17 protein-coding genes are annotated in these 21016 nt (G+C 68.8%); 12 read left to right on the top strand and 5 right to left on the bottom strand.

The features are described from left to right. Window positions 1-76: 76 nt before the first annotated feature. Window positions 77-865, bottom strand: coding sequence for an SDR family NAD(P)-dependent oxidoreductase (locus WMF11_RS27845; RefSeq protein WP_437972861.1), 789 nt, complete (start codon window positions 863-865; stop codon window positions 77-79). A 343-nt stretch (window positions 866-1208) separates the two neighbouring features. Between WMF11_RS27845 and WMF11_RS27850 the strand changes: the two genes are divergently transcribed. Next, a complete protein-coding gene (locus WMF11_RS27850; RefSeq protein ID WP_437902308.1) occupies window positions 1209-2159 on the top strand; it encodes an STAS domain-containing protein in 951 nt (316 codons plus the stop codon). 358 nt (window positions 2160-2517) lie between these two features. Beyond that, the gene (locus WMF11_RS27855; protein WP_437972862.1) at window positions 2518-3837 is read left to right on the top strand and encodes a pectate lyase family protein; all 1320 of its coding nucleotides are present in this window, start codon (window positions 2518-2520) and stop codon (window positions 3835-3837) included. A 36-nt stretch (window positions 3838-3873) separates the two neighbouring features. Here WMF11_RS27855 and WMF11_RS27860 read toward each other — a convergent pair whose 3' ends face one another. Genes WMF11_RS27860 through WMF11_RS27870 form a run of 3 tightly spaced genes read right to left on the bottom strand, consistent with a single transcriptional unit; the run spans window position 3874 to window position 6827 of the window. Beyond that, the gene (locus WMF11_RS27860) at window positions 3874-4893 is read right to left on the bottom strand and encodes a hypothetical protein (RefSeq protein ID WP_437972863.1); all 1020 of its coding nucleotides are present in this window, start codon (window positions 4891-4893) and stop codon (window positions 3874-3876) included. A gap of 3 nt (window positions 4894-4896) precedes the next feature. Continuing rightward, on the bottom strand, window positions 4897-6195 hold the full coding sequence (locus tag WMF11_RS27865; RefSeq protein ID WP_437972864.1) for a FecR domain-containing protein: 1299 nt from the start codon (window positions 6193-6195) through the stop codon (window positions 4897-4899). After that, window positions 6192-6827 carry an RNA polymerase sigma factor gene (locus tag WMF11_RS27870; RefSeq protein ID WP_437902312.1) on the bottom strand — a complete coding sequence of 212 codons (636 nt, stop codon included), beginning with the start codon at window positions 6825-6827 and terminating at the stop codon, window positions 6192-6194. The genes WMF11_RS27865 and WMF11_RS27870 overlap by 4 nt, the downstream gene beginning before the upstream one ends. A 136-nt stretch (window positions 6828-6963) precedes the next feature. Between WMF11_RS27870 and WMF11_RS27875 the strand changes: the two genes are divergently transcribed. Further along, window positions 6964-8697 carry a pectate lyase family protein gene (locus WMF11_RS27875; RefSeq protein ID WP_437972865.1) on the top strand — a complete coding sequence of 578 codons (1734 nt, stop codon included), beginning with the start codon at window positions 6964-6966 and terminating at the stop codon, window positions 8695-8697. Window positions 8698-8699: 2 nt separating this feature from the next. Here the strand turns inward: WMF11_RS27875 and WMF11_RS27880 are convergent, their stop codons facing one another. Further along, on the bottom strand, window positions 8700-9494 hold the full coding sequence (locus tag WMF11_RS27880; protein WP_437972866.1) for a hypothetical protein: 795 nt from the start codon (window positions 9492-9494) through the stop codon (window positions 8700-8702). 749 nt (window positions 9495-10243) lie between these two features. On the opposite strand from WMF11_RS27880, the gene WMF11_RS27885 reads away from it, so the two are divergent. The 9 genes from WMF11_RS27885 to upp all read left to right on the top strand — a co-directional run bounded on the left by WMF11_RS27885 (window position 10244) and on the right by upp (window position 20816). After that, window positions 10244-11218, top strand: a complete 975-nt coding sequence (locus WMF11_RS27885) for a GAF domain-containing protein (RefSeq protein WP_437972867.1) — start codon at window positions 10244-10246, stop codon at window positions 11216-11218. Continuing rightward, window positions 11215-11412: a hypothetical protein gene (locus tag WMF11_RS27890; RefSeq protein ID WP_437541247.1), complete on the top strand. Its 198-nt coding sequence runs from the start codon at window positions 11215-11217 to the stop codon at window positions 11410-11412. Before WMF11_RS27885 ends, WMF11_RS27890 begins: the two co-directional genes overlap by 4 nt. A gap of 772 nt (window positions 11413-12184) precedes the next feature. Next, on the top strand, window positions 12185-16297 hold the full coding sequence (locus WMF11_RS27895; RefSeq protein WP_437972868.1) for an amino acid adenylation domain-containing protein: 4113 nt from the start codon (window positions 12185-12187) through the stop codon (window positions 16295-16297). A gap of 28 nt (window positions 16298-16325) precedes the next feature. Beyond that, a complete protein-coding gene (locus WMF11_RS27900; protein ID WP_437902316.1) occupies window positions 16326-17273 on the top strand; it encodes a pseudouridine-5'-phosphate glycosidase in 948 nt (315 codons plus the stop codon). Between the two features lie 26 nt (window positions 17274-17299). Beyond that, window positions 17300-17971, top strand: coding sequence for an HAD family hydrolase (locus WMF11_RS27905; RefSeq protein WP_437902317.1), 672 nt, complete (start codon window positions 17300-17302; stop codon window positions 17969-17971). A 9-nt stretch (window positions 17972-17980) separates the two neighbouring features. Next, entirely contained in the window at window positions 17981-18454 is a 474-nt protein-coding gene (locus WMF11_RS27910; RefSeq protein ID WP_437972869.1) for a DMT family transporter, read from the top strand. A gap of 3 nt (window positions 18455-18457) precedes the next feature. Beyond that, window positions 18458-18904, top strand: a complete 447-nt coding sequence (locus tag WMF11_RS27915; protein ID WP_437739333.1) for a DMT family transporter — start codon at window positions 18458-18460, stop codon at window positions 18902-18904. Further along, window positions 18904-20106 (top strand): questin oxidase family protein, encoded by a 1203-nt coding sequence (locus WMF11_RS27920; protein ID WP_437972870.1) that lies wholly within the window; start codon window positions 18904-18906, stop codon window positions 20104-20106. Before WMF11_RS27915 ends, WMF11_RS27920 begins: the two co-directional genes overlap by 1 nt. A 26-nt stretch (window positions 20107-20132) precedes the next feature. Continuing rightward, entirely contained in the window at window positions 20133-20816 is a 684-nt protein-coding gene (gene upp, locus WMF11_RS27925; protein WP_437972871.1) for a uracil phosphoribosyltransferase, read from the top strand. Window positions 20817-21016: the final 200 nt, after the last annotated feature.

Here is a 21016-nt window from a genome sequence, read left to right on the forward strand (position 1 = left end):
CTTCATGGCGCTACCTCTGCGAGGTCGAAGATACACGATCGCCCGAGCCGCGCCAGGGCGATGGGGGCGCTCGCTCCTACGGCCCATAGCCAGGCAGCAGCTGAGCCCGCGCCGACGCAGCGACCCGCGCCTCGAGGAAGGCCGGAAAGAGCCCGGCGAGCCGCACGAGAAGCCGATAGACGGGGCTCCCCGCAAACTGCCGGGGCGCCCGATCGACGGCGCGGAGCAGCTCCTTCGCCGTGTACTCGACAGGCAAGCTCACCACGCCGTCGAAGCGAGCGCCGCGGCCGCACGCCGTGTCGGTGTGGGGCGCCACGAACACGACGACCTTGACGCCGAAGCGGCCCACCTCGCCTCGGAGCGCGTGCGACCAGGCGCCGAGCGCCGCCTTCGTCGCCGAATAATTGGCCGCCGTCGGCGAAGCGATGACCCCGAGCAACGACGAGACGTTCACGATGACGCCCGAGCGGCGCGCCAGCATCGACGGCAGCAGCGCGCGCGTCACCCGCACCGCACCCCAGTAATTGAGATCCATCTCGGCGCGTCGCGTGCTCATGTCCTGCGCCATGAAATCCGTCTGGTCGCAGGAACCTGCGTTGTTGATCACGACGTCGCACGGCCCCGCCTCGAGGACCCGCGCGATCCCGCGCTCGACGCTCCCGTCGTCCGTGACATCCATCGGGACGACCTCGGCCCGCCCGCCCGCATCAGCGATCTCGCGGGCGAGCGATCTCAGCGCGTGCTCGTCGCGCGCAGCGAGCACGACCGTGTGTCCCTGCCTGCCGAGCGCGAGCGCGGCGGCGCGTCCGATCCCGCGCGACGCGCCGGTGACCAGGATTCGTCTGGAAGTGCTCAGTGTGCCCATGGCGTCTCCCTACCATCCTCTCCAAGGTGGACCGGGCCGTCCGGTCACCAAACACCGTACGGCGGGCAGGACCTGCACCGCATCTCCGGGGCTGCGGATGAGTTCTCCTGGCTTGCTGTGGGCTCATCGCAGAGACTCAGCAAGGAAGACGACGGTGTTGTGTAGGCAAGCCGACGACTACGATGAGGACGTCCCGCCGGGCTTTCCAGTAGATCGAGGACCGTTCTCTCGCCTATAGTTCATCGCGCCTCGGGGACACGACGGCTCGCAGGAACACGTCTTGTGATGCTGTGCGCCGCGCAGGGGCGAGCGTGTGAGAACGAGCCAGCACGAGGGGAGCTCCATGAGCATGGATGGCCGACTCGATCCGAGCGACGCCTCGGCGCTGCGGGAGCGCGTCGTCCGCCTGGAGCAGGAGCTGGCCCAGCGCGAGCGCGAGCTGGCCGAGCACAGGCGGGAGATCCAGGCGCTGCACGAGCGCGTGGCGCAGCTCCTCACGATCGAGGCGGCGCAGAAGCGGCTCGCCGCCGTGGCGGAGAACAGCTCGGATTTCATCGGCATCGCCTCGATGGACGGCGTCGCCCAGTACCTCAACGAGGCGGGGATGCAGCTCGTCGGCCTCGATGCGAGCGAGCTGCCGCAGGTGACGATTGGCAGCTTCTTCTTCCCCGACGACCTCCCTTACATCGAGCAGCACATCATGCCCGCGACGATGGAGCACGGCCGCTGGGTCGGGGAGTTCAGGTTCCGGCACTTCAAGACCGGGGCTGCGGTTCCGGTCCTTTACAACTCCTTCCTGATCAGGGACCCGGAGACAGGGGAGCCCATGGCGCTGGCCACCGTGACGGCGGACCTCACCGAGCGCAAGCGCGCCGAGGAAGAGCGCGTCCGCCTGAAGGACGAGGTGATCCGGGTCCAGGCCGCTACCCTCCAGGAGCTGTCGACCCCCCTGCTCCGCATCAGCGATCGGGCCGTCATCATGCCGCTCATCGGCGCGATGGACTCGAGCCGCGCCGCGGCGGTCCTCGAGCGGCTGCTCCAGGGCGTCAGCGCCGAGCAGTCCAAGGTGGTGATCCTCGACATCACGGGCGTATCGAACGTGGACTCCCAGGTCGCCGACGCGCTCATCCGGACGGCGAAGGCCGTACGCCTGCTCGGCGCGCAGATGGTCCTCACCGGCATCCGGCCGGAGGTCGCGCAGATCCTCGTGGCGCTCGGCGTCGATCTGGGCAGCATCGTCACGATGGGCTCGCTCCAGAGCGGCATCGCGTTTGCGTTGAGCCAGGCGCGCTGAGCTCGGCGCGCCCGCCTCCGCTGAGCCCGGTGGCAACACTGCCAGGACCCTCGCGGCGTCGCGTGCGACCCAGCACGCCATCCCGCGCCGCGTGCCATCCCGCGCCGCGGGTGACGAATTCTGAAAGGTGAGCAGGGGCCGGATCAACTCCTGGCGCATGAAGACCTGGGCGCGATGCCCGCCAGGCCGGGCGAGCATCTCTTGGCTGTCACTTTTCGCTCTGGGCGCGGCCGCGTGGGCCTGTTCCGGGACACCGCACGACGGCTCCGGGAGCGGCGGAGCTCCCTCGACGGATCCTGCTGGCACGGGCGGAGCGACGCCGGGCGGAGAGGCATCGGGCAGCGACGCTGCCTCCGGGGTGACGACGGGAGCTGGAGGGACCGGCGGCGCGCCGAGCCCGGGCGCGGGCGGCGGCGCACCGAGCGCGGGTGTGGGCGGCGGCGCCGGGACGGGCGGGTCGGGCGCCGTCGCGTTCGGGGCCTTCCCCGGCGCCGAGGGATTCGGGCGGATGGCCACCGGCGCGCGCGGCGGCGACGTCTACCATGTCACCAACCTGAACGATGCGGGGCCCGGCTCCCTGCGGGATGCCATCAGCCAGCCGAATCGCACCGTGGTCTTCGACGTCGGCGGCGTCATCAAGATCGACGCCCGCCTGGTGTTCAAGAACAACCAGACGATCGCCGGGCAAACCGCGCCGGGCGGCGGCATCACCGTCTACGGCAACGGCACCTCCTTCTCCGGCGCGTCGAACACGATCGTTCGCTACGTGCGGTTTCGCATGGGCAAGATCGGCGACTCGGGCAAGGACACCGTCACCATGGCCAACGGACACGATGTGATCTGGGACCATTGCTCGCTGAGCTGGGGGCGCGACGGCACCTTCGATCTGAACCGGGAGAGCGGGGCGGAGCTCTACAACATCACGCTTCAAGATTCGATCGTCGCGCAGGGGCTCCAGACGCACAGCACGGGCGGCATCGTCAACACGACCGGCACGTCGATCATCCGGTCCTTGTACATCGACAACAATTCCCGTAACCCGAAGGCCCGCGGGACGCTGCAGTTCGTCAACAACGTCGTCTACAACTGGGTCACCTCGGGGTACATCCTGGGCGACACGAGCGGGCGCTCGGACGGGGTGATGGTCGGCAATACCCTGATCCCCGGCCCGGAGACGAACGGCGGCACCCTGGACAGCCCCACGCCAGAGTACCACCTCTATGCCGTCGACAACTGGTACGACAGCAACAAGGACGGTGTCCTGAACGGCCGCCCGCTCGGCCAGGGGGACTTCGGCTCGGTGACCTGGGAGGCGGCGCCGAGCGTCGAGATTCCCGACGTGCCCGCGATGAGCGCGAAGGACGCCTTCGACCACGTGATGAAGCACGCCGGGGCGTCTCTCTGGCGTGACCCGGTCGACGATTTCGTCATGGAAGAGCTCGCGTCCCTCGGGACCGATGGCGCCACGATCAGCGACGAGAAGAGCCTCGGCCTCCCCAACACCGTTGGAGACATCCCGGGGGGCTCTGCGCCCACGGACACGGATCAGGACGGGATGCCCGATGCATGGGAGGTCTCCGCCTCGCTCGATCCTCACGACCCGGAGGATCGCAATGGCGACCGCAACGGCGACGGCTGGACGAACCTCGAGGAGTACATCAACTCCCTCGTCCCGTGACGCCTCGAGGACGCGCGCGCGCCTCGCCATGCTCCCTCAGAACGAGACCCCCAGGCTGAGCGTGCCCAGGGCTTGAGCGATGAGCGGAGCGGTGCGCTCGTCATCGACGGCGATGATGGGGCGCGGCAGGAGCGTGAGACAGGTGAGCTCGAGGCCGAGGCCCACGCTCGGATGAAAGAAGTACTGGACGCTCAGCCCCGCGTCCGCGGCGAAGCTGAAGAACTCCTCGCTGCGCCCCAGGAGCGGCGGCTCGACATGGCCGGTGGCCTGGAGGTGGTAGGCGCCGACGCCAAGGAGCGGCCCCCATTCCCAGTGAAGACCGGCAGCCGTTTGCCCCAGGTTCCAGCTGGCCCGGAGGAGCGCGAGCTCCTGGCGCACCCGGGCGGCGCCGCCTGCTGCGCGGAACTCGGCGCCAAACAGGGGACCGCCGAGGAGCAGGCCGAGACGGAAGCGCTCGTCGAGGCGGGTGTGCGCCCCGATCTGCGCGCCGACGCCGCCGCCCACCGAGGGCGTGAAGAGGACGAGCCCCCCCGTGCGCACGTGAAAGCGGGGCGGCTCCCGGGAGAAGCGGAGCACCTCGGGGGCGGGCGGCTGGGCCTCGACGCCGAGCACATCCCGCGCGGGAGCCTGGCCCGGACCCAGCTCGAGGAGGCTTGCGCGCAGCAGATCGACGGCGCGCACGGCGAGGAGCATCGGGCCATCGCTGGAGGGATCGATGAGGAGCTTTCGCGTGGTCGTCTTGCCGGTCACGCGATCCACGATGCACACCTCGGCGGCCGTGCCGCTTCCGTCGCGCCGCAGCGCAACAGCCGCAAAGGCCTGGCTCCCCTGCGCCTCTCGCTCGAGCTCCTCGGCCCCGGGCGATCGCGCGGCGCTCCCGAGCACGATGACCTCGAAGGACTGGAGCTCCAGCTCGGCAGAGAGCCGCCCGAAGGCCTCGAAGAGCGTGGCGTCGCGCGGATCCGGTCGGACGACGAGCACGCGCTGCGCCCAGGCCAGTCGAGGGCAGACGAGCAGCAGGAGCAGGACGAGGAGCGTTCGCGCCCGCCGGATCATGGATCAGGGCTGAGCGGCGAGCTGTCGAGCCGTCTTGGCGTGGACCCCGCTCGGGTAGAGGCGCAGGTACTCTTGCGCCACCACGCGCGCGGCGGCCGGTCCTTCGAGGCTCTGGACCGCGCGCATCTTCCCCGCGAGCGCTTCGGCGGCAAAGGCGCCGCCCGGCGCCTCGCGAAGGGCCGTCTCGTACCAGGTCCTGGCGCGCGCGGCGGCGCCGCGGCTCTCGTGAAGGCGCCCGAGCAAGAAGGCCGCGCGGCTCCCCGCGGTCGACGCGTAGCGCGCGCGCAGGGCGAGCAGGGCCTGCTCGGCGAGCTCGTTCTGCCCCACGTAGCGAGCGGCGTCGGCCAGGGCGTTCAGATCGGCGGCATCACAGGAGGTGAGACAGCTCTGCGTGCCCCGCGCCGCGGCCTCCTGGACGACGCGCCGGAACTCGCCCTGGGAAACGAGCTTGCTCCAGGGCGGTCTGGCGCCCGGCGGGGCGACCAGGGGCGCCGGGGTTTCAGCGGAGCTCGGCGCCGGGGGAGCAGCGGGCTCCGGCGGCGGTGCAGCGACCTCGGCGAGCTGCCCCTGCGCCGCGGGAGGCGCGGGCTCGGCGCCTTGCACCGCCGTGTCGGGGGCCTGAGCCGCCGTATCGGGGGCCTGAGCCGTCGTGTCGCTGACGTGCAGGGTCCTCGCCTGAGCGTCCCCCACGAAGCGCTGCCCTGCGCGCACGCTCACGGCGCCAGAGCCGGAGTAGCCCTCCACCTCGACCGCCCCCTCGCGCAGGATCACCTCGAGCCGCTCGCGGTCAGCGTCCCAGAGGAGCTCGAAGCGCGTGCCCACCACGCGGACCACGAAGGGACCCGCGACGAAGCGCCACTCGCTGTGCCCGGTGTGCGTGACCTCGGCTTCGACCCGGCCGCGTTCGACCGAGATGCGGGCGCCGCGCTCGTTCCTGGTCTCGTCGATACGGAGCCGCGCCCCCGCCGCGGCCCGGATCCGCGTCTGATCGGAGAAGGTGATGGCGGCCAGGTGATCGACGGGTACGCGCACATAGCCGCTCTCGTTCACCGCGCCCTCGACGACGTAATCGAGACCTCGCTCCGTTCGCCAGAAGAAGAAAACGGCCATCAGCACGCTCGCGGCGAGGGCGAGCGGAGCCACCCAGCGGACGACCACCCGCGCCTTGCTCGAGCGCGCCTGCGCCTCGTCGACGCGGCGCAGGAAGGCGGCGCGCGCCTCGCGGCGCTCCGGCTCGCTCAGCTGAGCGGCTCTCTGCAGGAGGGCCGCGACGGGATCGAGCTGTCGTTCGGGTTCGCTCATGGCCAAAGTCCTTCACACCGGGACAGGAACTCCTGGAGGGCTGGCTCGCGCGCCTTGAGCAAGAACGCGCGCGCGCTCTCGAGCTCACGGCGCACCGTCGACTCGGACACGCCGAGCGCCGCGGCCGTCTCGAGCATTTCGAGGCCTTGCACGTGGCGCAGCACGAAGGCCATGCGCCGGCGCGTGCTCAGCCTGTCGAGCACACGGTGGAGGGCGCTCAGCACCTCGCGATGCTCGAAGTCGACGCGCTCGAGGGCGCGCTCGGGGAGCTCTCCGCTCGGGGAAAGGCCCACCCAGCGGCGTATCTTGCGCTTCCGGATCTCGAGCGCTGCCTGCCGCGCCGCCATGGACGCAAGATAGCCACGGAGGGCCCCCCCGTCCTGGATGCGCGCGGCCCCCTGCATCAGGCCCAGGAAGACCTCCTGGACCAGATCTTCAAGGCTGGTATCGGGACCGAGGGCCCCATACAGCACACCTCGCACGAGACCCGAGTACCTGTCCCAGATGACGGCGAGGGCCTCCCGCTCTCCAGCGGCGGCGCCAGCGACCAAGCTCGCGTCCGACCGCCTGTCGGCGGGGAAGCGGGCCAAGGTGGGTCCGGGCGGCGGGGCGGAGCGCGTGGGTTGAGCCACTCTCTCCTAGTTACTTAAGGGCATCCCGAGCCTCCAGAAAAATTCGCCCGCCGCCAGGACGCTGGATCGGAGCAGGCGACTCGGAGCATTTCGGTTGCGCTCTCGGGCGTCGCCCCGCAGCTTTGCCCTGTTCGTCATGCGCCTCTCCTGCCGCACCCGGCTCCTCCGAGTCGCCGCGCTCTCGGCCCTGGCCTGGGGGCTCTCCTGTGAGGATCAGCTCCTCCAGACGGCCACCCGACCCCCGGGCAACGCGGGTGTCGGCGGCAGCTCTCCTACCCTCTCGGAGCTCGCCTGCGACGGCGAGCCGCCGGCGGCGGAGCTCCCTCCGGGGGCCGCCTTCGGAGAGGGAGAGGAGCTCGCGAGTTCGCCGCTCGTCAGCGCGAGCTACGGGGCGCTCGAGGGCCCCGGTCTCTCGATCTCGGCGCGCGATACCTTCCGCGTCCACGTCAACGGGGATCTCATCGCGGCGAGCGAGTCGGCGCGCGCTCCGATCTTCGTGCCCCTCTCCTTGCTGCCGGGAGAGAACGTGATCGCCGTGAGCGTTCACGCCGCAGCGGGGATCCCCGCGGCGCTCGTCCACCTCGACGAGCTCGAGCGCAGCCATGGGAGCGGCAGCGACTGGAAGCTGAGCACCGCGCCGGAAGGAGACTGGACCGCGCCCGGCTACGACGACAGCGGCTGGACGGCGGCGCGCGAGCTGGGGAGCGCTGGAGATCTGCCGGGCTGCGATCCCGAGGCGGCCTTCCCCGCGAGCACGGAGGCTCGCTGGATCGGGCCCGCGCCGGGGACGCGGGGGCCTATCGCCCTCCGCAAGGTGATACGGGTCGAGGCGATCGGCTTTGGCGAGGGCACGACGGGGGGCGCGGGGGCGACGCCCGTGCTTGTCTCGAGCTGGACCGAGCTCGAGACGCTCGCCCGCTCGGACGACCCGGCCGTGATCTTGCTGGCCGAAGGCCTCTACGACTTCCGCCGCACAGGCTCGGAGGTCCAGGACATCGAGGTCTGTCCGAGCACCTGCTCGGGGGAGCCCGAGAAGACGTTCTATCAGGTCCTCACCGGGGATGCGACCTGCGAGCGTCCGCTCGTCGGGGCGACGCGGAACCATCGCGTCCTCCAGTTCGGTTCCAACAAGACCCTCGTCGGGCTCGGGCGCGGCGCGGCGCTGCCGGGCGTGAACATGGATCTCAACGAGAGCGAGAACGTGATCATCCGCAACGTCGCCCTCTACGATCTGAACTCGAACGTGCACGAAGCGGGCGATGCGTTCACGCTGACGCAAGCCTCCAGGGTCTGGATCGATCACACGACCGTCCAGCGGATCAGCGACGCCTTCGCCGACGTCCACGCGGGCACGAGCGGGGTCACCTTCTCCTACGGCCACTTCGACGGCAGCAACGAGGCCGAGTGCGGCGGCCGCGAGCGCTGGGCCTGCACGATCACCGACGCCGAGGTGACGATGCACCACTGTCGCTTCGATGAAGTGAGGACGCGCGCCCCCCTCGCCACCGGATCCCGAGCGCGCGCCCACCTCTTCAACAATGTGTTCTCGAACATCTCGGACTGGGCGGTCGGCGCCGCCTGTGAGGGGCAGGTGCTGCTCGAGGCGAGCGTGTTCGAGAACGCCGACGCGGCGACGCGGCGCTCGGACTGCAGCGACGCGACGGGCCGGGGGCTCCTCCTCGCCGCCCCTGGCTCGAACCTCTACCGCGACGAGAGCGGCGTTCACCTGGGCGGAGACGGGGAGCCAGCGGATGACGTCTTCACGCCCCCCTACGACTACGCGCCCGAGCGGGCGAGCGACGCGTTGCTCCAGGTGATCTCTCGCGCCGGCGCCGGAGGGCCCTGGGCGCTGCCGCTCGCGCGCGAGTAGTCTTATTCGGGCGCCCAGGTCACGGTGGTGATGACCTGAAGATGGCCGAGGTCGCGGACGAAGGTATGCACGCGCCCGCTCGGCGACACGTCGACCGGATCGCCCCAATGCTCCATGTCGGTGGGGTCGACGCCGGCCAAGGCGGGCGGCGCCGCGCCGGCAGCGCCGACGGTCGTCATGCTATCGAGGTGCTTGTAGATGGCCTCGAGCTGCGTGTAGTCATGCTGATCCGGGTGCTGGTTTTGCCCCGGATCGTTCGAGTAGTCCATGCACGTCCCGGTCGTCGTGCTGAAGTCCTCGTCGTTGTGCGCGAGCCCGAAGATATGCCCGATCTCCTGGCACGTCACGGAGGCTCTCCATGCCGGCGTGTCGTACCTGGCCGTGTCGAAGTAGGTGTCGTTCAGCCTCACCGTGCCCTGGGTGATGTGCTCCCCGTCGGCCCAGACCGTGGCCAGTCCGAGCCACCCGTTGGCACCGTATCGCGCGTTGCAGACCTCGGCCCTCCCGCTGGTGGGCCGGCATCGCCTGCCGCCCCCGCCGGCAGCGACGGTGGCGTCGAGCACCGACGACCTGGACCAATCGCTGGCGGCGACCGACAGGTGCTCGGCCCACGCGGAGGACACGTTGTTGCCGAGCTTGATGGTGAAGGGGTTGCTCGTTCGTGCCCAGTGGTATTTGCCCCAGGCGTGCGACGCCAGCGCGGCGCGCTGGACGTCCTCCACGTCGGCTGCGCAGCCGACGTGGAAGAGCGAGAGGACCGACACGGACAGGCCCAGGGCAAACCGCTTCTTGCTCATGTGCGAACCTTCCTGTCGAGGGTTCAATCCGGCCGAGCTGGGCGCCGGCGAGCACTCGCCATCGTGGCGTTTGCACGGATCCCCGCCGTTATCGTGGGCCAGGCGCGACCGTGGCCTGACGCAGCGGCAACGGCGTTGTTCGTCAGGAACGACCCTCTGCGCAGCGCGATGAAAGCGCCATTTGATCTCGTGCGTCGCTCCCGAGAAACCGAATGAGCGACCGCGCACGATATCGTCTGTCGTGCCCCTGTCAAGGATGGCTTTCCCTGTTCGAGAGGCGCGATCACCTCCGCACACCGGCATCGCGGTGATACGGCCCAGCGCCGGTGTGGTCGCCTCGGACGTTCTGGGAGCGTCTCGGCGAGATCACGCATCCATCCAGGACCACGCCCCGGGGGCCCGTGTGGAGGGACATGGAACCCCGTGGAGAGGCCGACGAGCGTGAGCGTCGACGCAGGGGCCGCGGAGGACGCCAGCTCGGCACCGGCGCTGCCGAGAGCTGGTTCATGGTTGTTCCCAGGGCTTTCTTTCGGGTGCGAGCGCGGGCGAGCGGCGCCGGGGCGGCGAGACAGCGAAGCCGCCGGCTCGAAGGTGGACACCGGTGGGGTCGTGTCTCCTGGAGCTCGGAGCCGATGAAGCGCCCGCGGGGGCAGCTCGAGGCGCCGGGTTGCGGTAAGGTCGTGGGCCGGGCGCGGGCACGGCGGCGCTCGCGGTTGAGCCCGCCCTGTCGCCCCGGCAAGAACACCCCCATGGCCGATTTGAACGATCCCGCGCGCCTCGCCGAGCTGCACCACGTGCTGCTGCGCGACGACGCGGACGCCATCCTGGACGCCTGCGTCGAGCGGGCGGCCGAGCTCGCCCGGGCGCCGATGGCGCTCGTGAGCCTGGTGGTCCGACACATCCAGCTGTTCCGCGCGCACCGCGGCCTGCCGCCCGACCTGGGCGTCAGCTGCGCGACCTCACGGAGCAGCTCGTTCTGCCAGCTCGTCGTGCGCCACGAGGCGCCGCTCGTGGTCGAGGACGCCTTGCACGACGAGCGCGTACCCAAGGAGCTGGTGGAGCGTTATGGCATCCGCGCGTACGCGGGTGTGCCGGTGCGGGTGCGCCGGCATGTGGTCGGTTCGCTCTGCGTGATCGACCTCGTCCCGCGCACCTTCGAGCCGGGCGTCGTCGAGGGCCTCCATCGGCTCGCCGCCGAGGCCGGCGCGCGGCTCGAGGCGCTGGAGAGCGACACGCCGCCGCCGAGCCGCACCGCGAGGGAGCGCCTCGGCCGGTTCGGGCAGACCGCGCGTGCGCTGGAGCGCGCGCTCCTGGCCATCGCTCCGGTGCTCGCCGAGGCGCAGCGCGCGGCGGCGACGCTGCCGGAGGCGCCGCAGATCGCGCCGAGCCCGGACGATCTTCGCGCGGCGGTCGACTGCTACCGGGACATGTTCGCGATCGCGGCCGAGCTGGCCGACGACGCCATGGCCCTCTCGCGCTCCGCTCCGGCCGAGGCGGCGTCCGAGCTCGCCCAGGCGACGCGGTCCCTCACGCGGGACATGGTCGAGATCAGCCCGCTCGTCCGGCTCGCCGAGAGCGTGCTCGGGGGTACGCTCGACGAGGGCGCCGCCGCGAGGGCAGCGCACGTCGTGCGGGACGCGTTCGCGGCGCACGAGACCGCGATCGCCGCGGTGCAACGGATCATCACCACCGTCGAGCGCGCGCGGACAGCGGAGGCGCTGTGAAAGGCCGAGCGTACCAGCTGCTCCGCTCCTGTCTCGGCGACAAGGACCCTCCGAACGCGCGCGACGCGTTCATCTATGCGCGGGTCATCATGCGCGCGCGCGTCGTGCCCGAGGAGATCACGCCGGCGCTCGACGACCCCGCCGTCGAGCGCCGACTGGAGAGCGCGCTGCAAGACATCGTCCGCCGCGCGTAGGGAGGGGCCCTCGGCCCCTCGCGCCGGCAGGGGCCGAGGGACGCGCTCCTTTGCCGGTGCTCCTCTGGCATGATCGCGACGGCCGAGGCTGGAGCCGAGGGCGCCGCCTGCAGCGCTTGCCGGCACCCCTTGCCATTCAGGCAAAGATTGCCACCCGTGGAAGGCCAGCGGCCCGGCAACCGCCGGGTCCCGCAGAGGCGCCAGGTGCCATGATCCGGAGGAAGTCCTCCTTCGCGCCCACCTGGACCCGGTAGAAGCCGCCCCGCCGGGACGCCTGTCTCTCGCTCGATTCCACAACCTCCGAGAGAGGAGCGGCCCTCGCGATCTGCGCGGTCGTGCAGCACGCGGCGCAGCTGCGAAACGCGCCCCCAGGCGCGCCAGGTGTACTTGCGCAACGGGCTGCCCAACCACGCAGCGCGCTCACGCAACGCGCTGCGCGAACACGCGGCTGGGCGGTCGCCTCGCTGACGGGTCGAGATCGAGAGGGCGCGAGAAGCTGGGCGTATCTCGGTCGTCGCTGCGAGGCCTCCGCTGCCGCAGCACGCCGCGACGGCATGGCACGCAGTCTGCTGGGGCACGTTCGCGGTGGGATATCGCGACGATCGCCTGCGGCGCTCCCGACCGCGTGCCGAGGGGGACGTGCGCGCATGATCCGTGGTGCTCATCCAGAGGCCATCGACATCACGTCAAGAGGATGATTGTGAAACAACCCATGATCCGTTCGCCCCGCGCCGTCGCTGACGCGCGGGAGCAGCCAGCGCGACACGCCGCCATGGAAGCAGCCTCCTTCGCAGGGTCGTGCATCACTGACCTGCTCTGGGAGCAGGTCCGGACGCAGCCGGACAGCGCTGCCGTCGTCCGTGAGGACGAGATCCTGACCTACCGCCAGCTCGCGGCGCGCAGCTCGGATGTGGCGATGTACCTGCGGCACCTCGGCGTGGCTCCCGACGACTGCGTCGGTCTGTTCGTGGAGCCATCGATCGACCTGATGGTGGGCGCGTGGGGGACCCTTCTCTCTGGCAGCGCTTACCTGCCGCTCTCGCCGGAGTACCCCGAGGACCGACTGCGCTACATGATCGAGGACAGCCGCACGAAGGTCATCTTCTCTCAAGAGGACCTCAAGGCCAGGCTGACCGAGCTCGCCCCGCGAGGCACGAGGATCGTCACCCTGAAAGACGCCGCGGCCCACGGCCGTTCGGACGCGAGCGCCGAGAACCGCGACCTGGGCTCCGGCCTTCGCTCACACAACCTGGCCTACGTCATCTACACCTCCGGCAGCACCGGGAAGCCGAAGGGCGTGATGATCGAGCATCGGAGCATCGTCAACCAGATGGGCTGGCTCCGGACGGCCCATGGGCTGGATCGGAGGCGGGTCGTCCTGCAGAAGACGCCCATGAGCTTCGACGCGGCCCAGTGGGAGATCCTGGCGCCCGCCTGCGGCAGCACCGTCGTCGTGGGCAGCCCTGGCGTGTACCGGGACCCGGAGCGGCTGATCGAAACCATCATCAGGCACCGCGTGACGACGCTACAGTGTGTTCCGACCCTGCTCCAGGCCCTCCTGGACACCGAAGCGCTCCACCGCTGCGACTCACTCACGCAGGTCTTCAGCGGCGGAGAAGCCCTGTCCAGGAGCCTCGCGCTCCGGTGCCTCGAGGTGCTGCCCGGGTGCGAGCTGGTCAACCTGTACGGCCCGACCGAATGCACCATCAACTCGTCCGCGTTCACGGTCGATCGCCGCACGGTTCACGACGGCCCCAGCACGATCTCCATCGGCGCTCCCGTGCACGAGACGCAGTACCATATCCTCGACGAGCGCCGGTCGCCCATGGTCGCGGGCGAGATCGGCGAGCTCTACATCGGCGGAGCCCAGCTCGCACGAGGGTACCTGAACCGGCCCGACCTGACCGCCGAGCGGTTCATCGACGACCCGTTCCAGGCGGATGGCCAGCGCGCGAAGCTCTACAGGACCGGCGATCTCGCGTACTGGAACGCCGACGGCACCGTCCAGTTCGCTGGCCGGGCCGACAACCAGATCAAGCTGCGCGGGTTCCGGGTCGAGCTCGACGAGATAAGGCTGGCCATCGAGCTGCACGACTGGGTCAAGCACGCGGCGGTCACCGTCAAGAACGATCCCCGCACCGGCTTCCAGAACCTGATCGCCTTCATCGAGCTGAACCCGAGAGAAGCAGCCCTGATGGACCAGGGCCATCACGGCGCCCACCACGCGTCGAAGGAGAGCAAGCTCCAGGTCAAGGCGCAGCTGTCGAACTCGGGATGCCGGGCCCCCCAGGAGCTCCGCGGCAAGGCGGTCTTCGACCTGCCCGGCCGAACGCCGACCCGGGAGCAGAGACAGCAGGTGTTCGCGCGCAAGACCTATCGATTCTTCGACGGCGAGGGCATCACGAAGGCCGACATCCTGCGCCTGCTCGGCCGGCGGGCCGGCCAGAGGCTCGCGGGCGCCCACGCCCGAAGCCTGGAGGCGCTGAGCTTCGCGCAGCTCGGGGAGATTCTGCGGTACTTCGGGCAGTTCCTGAGCGCGGAGCGCCTGCTGCCGAAGTACGGCTACGCGTCGCCAGGAGCGCTGTACGCGACGCAGATGTACTTCGAGCTGGACAATCTATGCGGCCTGAAGTCGGGAGTTTACTACCACCATCCTGTTCACCACCAGCTGATCCTCCTGCGAGAGAAGCTCGCCTCCACGGCGGCGCAGGCGAGGGTGCATTTCGTCGGAAAGAGGCGGGCCATCGAGCCCACCTACAAGAACAACATCCACGAAGTCCTGGAGATTGAAGCGGGACACATGGTGGGCCTGTTCGAGGAGGTCCTGCCCCGTTATGGGCTGGACATCAAGGAGCTCGACCATGCCCCCGCGACGATGAGCCACCTGGACTCCGCGGATGAGGACCACTACATCGGCACGTTCGAGCTCGTCCCGCGCGCGGAGCGGCGCCCCGACGACGCGGTCGAGATCTTCGTCCAGGTGCACCCCGGCAAGGTCGCTGACCTCACCGCGGGTCAGTACCAGTACCGAGATGGCGTCCTCGAGAAGCTATCGGACGAGCTGATCTTGAAGCGGCATGTCATCGCCATCAACCAGCAAGTCTACGAGAGGGCGAGCCTCGGCATCACGGTCATCAGCAGGACCTCCAAGGGCTGGATGAGGTACATCGATCTCGGGAGGAAGCTCCAGCACCTGCAGGCGAACGACATCAACCTCGGGTTCATGTCCTCGGGGTACAGCTCCAGGACCGGGGACGATCTGCCCTCGGCCAAGCGCATGGACAGCATCCTGAAAGCCTGCGGCAGGGCCCCGGGCCCCTCCTACTTCTTCGTCGGCGGGCGCATCAGCGAGGAGCAGGCGCTCAGCGAAGGGATGAAGGAGGACGTCGTTCACATGAAGGGGCCCGCGGAGATGATCCGGGACGACCTGGGGAGCTTCCTTCCCGACTACATGGTTCCGAACAAGGTCATCGTGCTGGACAGGCTGCCGCTCACAGCCAACGGGAAGATCGACCTCAAGGCGCTGGACCGCGTCAAGGTGGAGCTCGCCGATCGGCCGTTCGTGGCGCCCCGAACGGAGACCGAGGCGCGCATCAAGCAGCTCTGGCTCAAGGAGATGAAGCAGGACGAGGTCTCTGTGCAAGATGACTTCTTCGAGTCCGGAGGCAATTCGCTCATCGCCGTCGGACTGGTGAGCAAGATCAACAGGGCGTTCCAGACCTCCCTGCCGCTGCAAGTCCTGTTCGGGTCGCCGACCATCGAGAAGCTCGCGCTCGTGGTCGACGGCGCGGGCGTCGAGCCAGCATCACGGCTCGTGCGGCTACAGACGAGAGGCGCGGGGAACCCCGTCTACTGCTGGCCGGGCCTCGGCGGTTACACCATGAACCTGAGGCTGCTCGCGCGCAAGATGGGCGCCGATCGGCCCCTGTACGGCGTGCAGGCTCACGGGATCAACGAGGGCGAGATCCCTTACCCCACCCTCCAGCAGATGGCCGCAGAGGACATCAAGGTCATCCGGCGACTTCAGCCCGCCGGGCCCTACACGCTGTGGGGGTATTCGTTCGGCGCTCGTGTCGCCTTCGAAGCGGCTCATCAGATCGAGCGTGCTGGCGAGCGGGTGCAGCGCCTGTTCTTGATCGCCCCCGGGTCGCCGAAGGTAGGGGCGAAGAGCGTCTCGACCTCGGGCAGCGAGCCCACCTACGACAACAAGGAATATGCGACGATCCTCTTCTCGGTATTCGCCGGCAGCATCACCGACCCCGCGCTCGCCGAGTGCCTTGAGGTCGCGAGAGACGAGGAGAGCTTCGCGTCGTTCATCGCCAGGAGATTCACAGGCCTCGATCCGGAGCTGGTGAAGAGGGTCATCCGGATCGTGCATCAAACCTATGAGTTCAAGTACACCAGCTGCGAGCTCGTGGAGCGGCGCATCCGCGCGCCCGTGACGATCTTCAGGGCGCGGGGAGACGACCGGTCGTTCTTCGAGGGCATCGAGGGACATGATAGCTGCTCGACGAGCGCCTCGACCTTCATCGATCTCCACGCGGACCATTATGGCCTGCTCAAAGAGCCGGGCATCGACGAGCTGATCGAGCAGATTCACCGCCAACTTCGCGCCGACGCGAAGCCCGAACACAACACCGAAGCCATGGAGGACATCCGCATGCCCCACGTCAACATCAAGCACTTCCCCGTCTCACTCAGCGAGCAGCAGCAGGCCGATCTGGTCGCGGCGATCACCCACGCGGTAAGGAGCGCGTTCCGGTGCAACGAGGAGGCGATCTCGATCGCGCTCGAGCCGGTCGAGAGGGCAGACTGGAACGAGCAGGTCTACCTGCCGCAGATCGTGAAGCGCAAGGAGCTGCTGTGCAAAGCCCCCAAATATTGACCTCTCTGCTGCGAGCGTAGCGATCACAATGAGCCCCAATCGACACACCAACGTACCGCTCTCGCTCAGCGAGGAGGTCTCCGACGCCATCCGGGACGGCGCACCGGTGGTGGCGCTGGAGTCCAACGTTATCACGCACGGCTTGCGCTATCCGGAGAACGTCGCCACCGCCAGGAGGGTAGAGCAAGCCGTCCGGGCCGCCGGCGCCGTTCCGGCGACGATCGGCATCGACGGCGGTCGGCTCATGATCGGCATGACGGCGGCGGACATGGAACGCTTCGGCGCGACGCCGAGCATCCCCAAGGTCAGCAGCCGAGATATGTCCGTCATCCTGGCGAAGGGCGGGATGGGCGCCACGACCGTCGCGTCCTCGCTGGTCGCGGCGGAGCTGGCGAGCATCCCGTTCTTCGCTTCGGCGGGCATCGGAGGCGTGCACCGCGGCGCGGAGCGGACGATGGACATCTCCTCCGATCTGATCCAGCTCACCCGATCGAAGGTCGCGGTCGTTTGCGCAGGGGCGAAGAGCATTCTCGATCTGGCCTTGACCATGGAGTACCTCGAGACGCACTGCGTGCCCTTGATCGCCTACAGGTCCGACGATTTCCCGGCCTTCTACTGCGCTTCCAGCGGGATCCGCAGCCCTCACAGGCTGGATGATGAGGAGGCGATCGCCCGCGCCGTCGAGAGCCACTGGGCCCTGGGCAACCAGAGCTCCGTCTTGATCACCAGCCCCGTCAGGGCGGAGGACGCCATCGACGGCCGAGAGGTCGACGCGGCATTGACGAGGGCGACGGCCGCCGCGGAAGGGGACGGAATCCGCGGCAATGCGCTCACCAAATACCTCATGCGCGCCGTCGACGAGGCGACCGAGGGGAGGTCCGCCCAGGCAAACATGGCAGTCCTCGTGAGCACAGCGGAGGTGGCCGGTCGCCTCGCGGCCGCGCACGCGCTATACCGCCGGAGGAAAGGCTCATGATGGTCTCCATCCTTAAGGAAGATACGATGAGCCGCGCAGCCATCTTCGATCTGGACGGAACGCTCATCGACTCCCCCCGCGCGATCGTGGAGACGTTCTCGGCGGCCTTCGCGGCGATGGGCCTCCGGGCACGGGATGCCTCCGCCACGCGGGCGACCATCGGGCTCCCGCTCGAGCAGGCGTTCAGCCTGCTGATGGGCGTCCCGCGGCATGACGCGCGGGTGGCCGAGGCCATCCGCTGGTACCAGGTCTCGTTCCGCGAGGTCATCCTACCGAAGGCGCGCTCGATGCTGTTTCCTGGGGTCGCGGAGGGCCTGCAGGCGCTGCGCGATGATGGAGTGGCCCTGGCCGTGGCGACCAGCAAGTTCTCGGCGAGCGCCGCTGCGCTGCTGGAGGCGGCCGGGCTCCGTGGCCAGTTCGACCTTGTCGTCGGCGCCGACCAGGTGACGCGGCCGAAGCCGGATCCCGAGATGGGGCGGCTGATCATGCAGGCATTGGGGGTCCCGGCCGGGCGCGCGGTGATGGTGGGAGATACGACGCACGACGTGCTCATGGCCAGGGCCGCCGGCATGCGCTCCGTCGCGGTGACCTACGGCGTGCATGGCGTGCAGGAGCTGACCTCGTCCGGCCCGACCTGGATGGCCGACACGTTCGAAGACGTGCTGACGTGCCTGCGAGCGGCGCTGTCGTCGAATTGAACGGTGCTGATGCCCATGAGCGGACGTTCCACAGATTGGTTGCTGGCGGTCGGGGGGGGGCTCCTCCTCGCGTTGATGATCAACACCAACAGCCTCCTGGCGAGACACACCACGCCGCTCTTCGCGTCCTGGGCGGCGCATGGGCTAGGGGCCGCAGCGGCGTTCATCCTCGTCGTGCTCCACTCGCGGCTGTCTCGCCCCCGAGGTGGAGACGAGGAGGAGCGGGGGAAGGCGCCGCTCTGGTTCTATCTGGGTGGCATCCCGGGCGCGCTCACCGTGGTGCTGGCGGCGATCACGGTGAACAGCGGCCTCACGCTCTCGGGCACCATTGCCCTCATGCTCGTTGGGCAGGTGCTCTTCGGAATCGTGCTGGATCACTTCGGGCTGCTCCGCACCCCGAAGAGGCGCATCGTCGCCGCAGATTTCCTCGTGGCGCTGCTCGTTCTGGTGGGCAGCGGGCTCATCATCTTTGGACGAGGCTGAGCGATGGCCCTCTATATATTGCTCGCGCTCCTCAACGGCGTGCTCATCGGCATGAGCCGCGCGATGAACGGGCAGCTCAGCGAGCGGCTCGGCCCCTTCAAGGCATCCCTCTGGAATCACGTCCTCGGGTTCCTGTTCCTGACGGCGGTCCTCTCCGTCATGGGCGGCTGGGGGTTCGGCGCCCCCGTCGCGCCGCCGCTCACGGCCTACCTCGGCGGGCTCTTCGGGGCGTTCTTCGTGGCCGTGAACAGCTACGTATTTCCCAGGCTCGGCGCGATGAACGCCGTCCTTCTCGTGATCAGCGGACAGATGATCTCCGCTGTGTTGATAGACTACCAGAGCCAGGGCGTGCCCCCCACGGCGCCCCGATGCCTCGGCGTCGTCCTCGTGCTCCTGGGCGTTCACATGACCAGGGTGGCGCGTTCGCCTCGTCACCAGGACAGATCGTGATGACAAACTCGCAGTTGATCAATGAGCTGCTGAACGACCGGACCTACCACATCGAATTCAACGGCCACCTCACGAACCATGCAAAGCACGCGGTTGTCGCGCTGGCCGGGCTCGGAGCGCCGCCGACGAAGATCAAGGCATACTACGACAATTACGAGAGGCTGACGCCCTATGGGTACGGCCTGGAAGCGCCCAGGGCGTCGAAGCATGCCATCTCGGCGTCCAACTGGGATAGCCTCCTCGGGAAGCGAACCAGCTTCTCTGCATATTGCGAGTTCCTGGACCAGCAAGAGGAGCTCCTGGGCATCGACGGGCTGCTGAAACGCTATTTACCAGCGCTGCTGCCCGGCTGGGTCGGCGCCTTCACGCATGCCACGATCCACCTGGGGTGGGCGCTCGACGCGAACCACCGCCGGATGGCGATAGAAGGCCTGGCGTACATGGCGTTCTCGTACGTCTCGTGCCATCCGGAGAGGGCGGTCACGGCTCCGGCCGGCGGCGCGAGGGGAGAGCGGGCGGTCGACTCGTTGCTCCGCGTCGCGGGGGCGTGGGACGACGATCGCGACGAGCTTCATCGCTGGGTGGAGGCGCTGGTCGCCGACACCGAAACCGGCGCGGCTCTGGGGATACACCCCGAGCTCTCGCGCTCGGGGCTTCAGTATCGGATCGCCAGGCTGCTTGCCGAAGGGCACCCGCTGATCTACGAAGCCCCGGCCTGGATCGACGACCAGGACGTCTCCACGAGCTGGGAGCAGCTCTTTCACGTGGTGACCCTGCTGTACCTGGCCGAGCCTGGCGACTTCGTCCTCCTTCATCTCATCACGTCGCTGCACGCGATGGAGCAGATCGCCCGCCGCCTTCCGGCGGACCAGGGGAGGTATGTGGTCAAGTGCTTCTGGATAGGTATGCTCTGCATCCTCTTCTCTCGCGCGGACCTTCCGAAGAGGTCCACGCTGGCCAGGCTGCATGTGACGTACGAGGACGCGACCGACTCCGCCGGGCAGCCGCTGGAGGGCGAGGGCTGGGGGCAGATCATCGCGCGAGCGATCGAAGAGGAAGAGGAGCACAACCCCAAGTTGGTGTACGTGCTGCATCGGGTGTGGAAGAGGACCGGTGGTCGCTCGATCTACCGCGCCGCGGCCGCGTGCTTCACCACGACCCCGGAGCTGCCCGAGTCTTTCGAAGAGCCGCCGACGGAGTGAATTCAAGCGTTGGGAGGATCGCGAGCATGTCAACCGCGCGAAAGTTGCAGACCCGGAATCATCTCGAAATTGATAATCTACACCTGCTGCCTCAGACGAATCAGCTGCGGGCGCTGCACACGATCATCCGCGACCGTGGCGCGCGCCGGGAGGATTTCGTCTTTTACTCGGGGAGGATCATCCGCCTGCTGATTGAAACAGGCCTGGGTCTTCTCCCCTTCGAGCCGTGCGAGGTAGAGACGCCCGTGGGCAGAAGGTACGAGGGCCGGCGCTTTGCCTCGCAGCTCTGCGGGGTTTCCATCGCGCGTGCAGGCGAGAGCATGGAGGCGGAGCTGCGCGCCGTCTGCAGGTCGGTTCGCATCGGCAAGATCCTCATCCAGAGGGACAAGACGACGAAGCTCCCGCGCCTTTACTATTCGTCTCTCCCCCGCGATATAGCGCGGTGCCACGTCCTGCTGCTGGATCCGATGCTGGCCACCGGAGGGACGGCGCTCGCCGCCATCCAGGTCCTCTTGGACCGAGGCGTCGCGGAGGCGAACATCATCTTCGTCAACCTGATCGCGGTCCTCGAAGGGATTGCCGCCGTCACCAAGCGTTACCCGGATGTGAAGATCGTCACCTCATCCATCGAAGAGGGGCTGAACGAGAACGCCTACATGATGCCAGGCATCGGCGACTTCGGCGATCGGTACTTCGGTACCGAGGCCTGACATCGGAGGAACTGGCGCGGCAGCGCGATGCTCGGACGCCGCTCAGACACAGAACCACCCTCCTGTCGAGCCTCTGCGAGGCGAGCTTCGAGGGACGTGGTGGGAGCTGGAGCTGCTTACCGGGATGCGGTCAGCCGTCGGCGACAGGCCGCCGCGGGTCCCGGCGGACACCGCGCCGCGCCTGCCTCCGGTCAACCTGG

Source organism: Sorangium sp. So ce295 (genome assembly GCF_051527405.1).
GTDB lineage: Bacteria > Myxococcota_A > Polyangia > Polyangiales > Polyangiaceae > Sorangium > Sorangium cellulosum_B.

Coding starts and splice junctions, on each gene's coding strand:
- WMF11_RS27845 (WP_437972861.1), bottom strand. CDS start 865: ATGGGCACACTGAGCACTTCCAGACGAATCCTGGTCACCGGCGCGTCG.
- WMF11_RS27850 (WP_437902308.1), top strand. CDS start 1,209: ATGAGCATGGATGGCCGACTCGATCCGAGCGACGCCTCGGCGCTGCGG.
- WMF11_RS27860 (WP_437972863.1), bottom strand. CDS start 4,893: ATGATCCGGCGGGCGCGAACGCTCCTCGTCCTGCTCCTGCTGCTCGTC.
- WMF11_RS27865 (WP_437972864.1), bottom strand. CDS start 6,195: ATGAGCGAACCCGAACGACAGCTCGATCCCGTCGCGGCCCTCCTGCAG.
- WMF11_RS27875 (WP_437972865.1), top strand. CDS start 6,964: ATGCGCCTCTCCTGCCGCACCCGGCTCCTCCGAGTCGCCGCGCTCTCG.
- WMF11_RS27880 (WP_437972866.1), bottom strand. CDS start 9,494: ATGAGCAAGAAGCGGTTTGCCCTGGGCCTGTCCGTGTCGGTCCTCTCG.
- WMF11_RS27885 (WP_437972867.1), top strand. CDS start 10,244: ATGGCCGATTTGAACGATCCCGCGCGCCTCGCCGAGCTGCACCACGTG.
- WMF11_RS27895 (WP_437972868.1), top strand. CDS start 12,185: ATGGAAGCAGCCTCCTTCGCAGGGTCGTGCATCACTGACCTGCTCTGG.
- WMF11_RS27900 (WP_437902316.1), top strand. CDS start 16,326: ATGAGCCCCAATCGACACACCAACGTACCGCTCTCGCTCAGCGAGGAG.
- WMF11_RS27905 (WP_437902317.1), top strand. CDS start 17,300: ATGAGCCGCGCAGCCATCTTCGATCTGGACGGAACGCTCATCGACTCC.
- WMF11_RS27910 (WP_437972869.1), top strand. CDS start 17,981: ATGCCCATGAGCGGACGTTCCACAGATTGGTTGCTGGCGGTCGGGGGG.
- WMF11_RS27915 (WP_437739333.1), top strand. CDS start 18,458: ATGGCCCTCTATATATTGCTCGCGCTCCTCAACGGCGTGCTCATCGGC.
- WMF11_RS27920 (WP_437972870.1), top strand. CDS start 18,904: ATGACAAACTCGCAGTTGATCAATGAGCTGCTGAACGACCGGACCTAC.
- upp (WP_437972871.1), top strand. CDS start 20,133: ATGTCAACCGCGCGAAAGTTGCAGACCCGGAATCATCTCGAAATTGAT.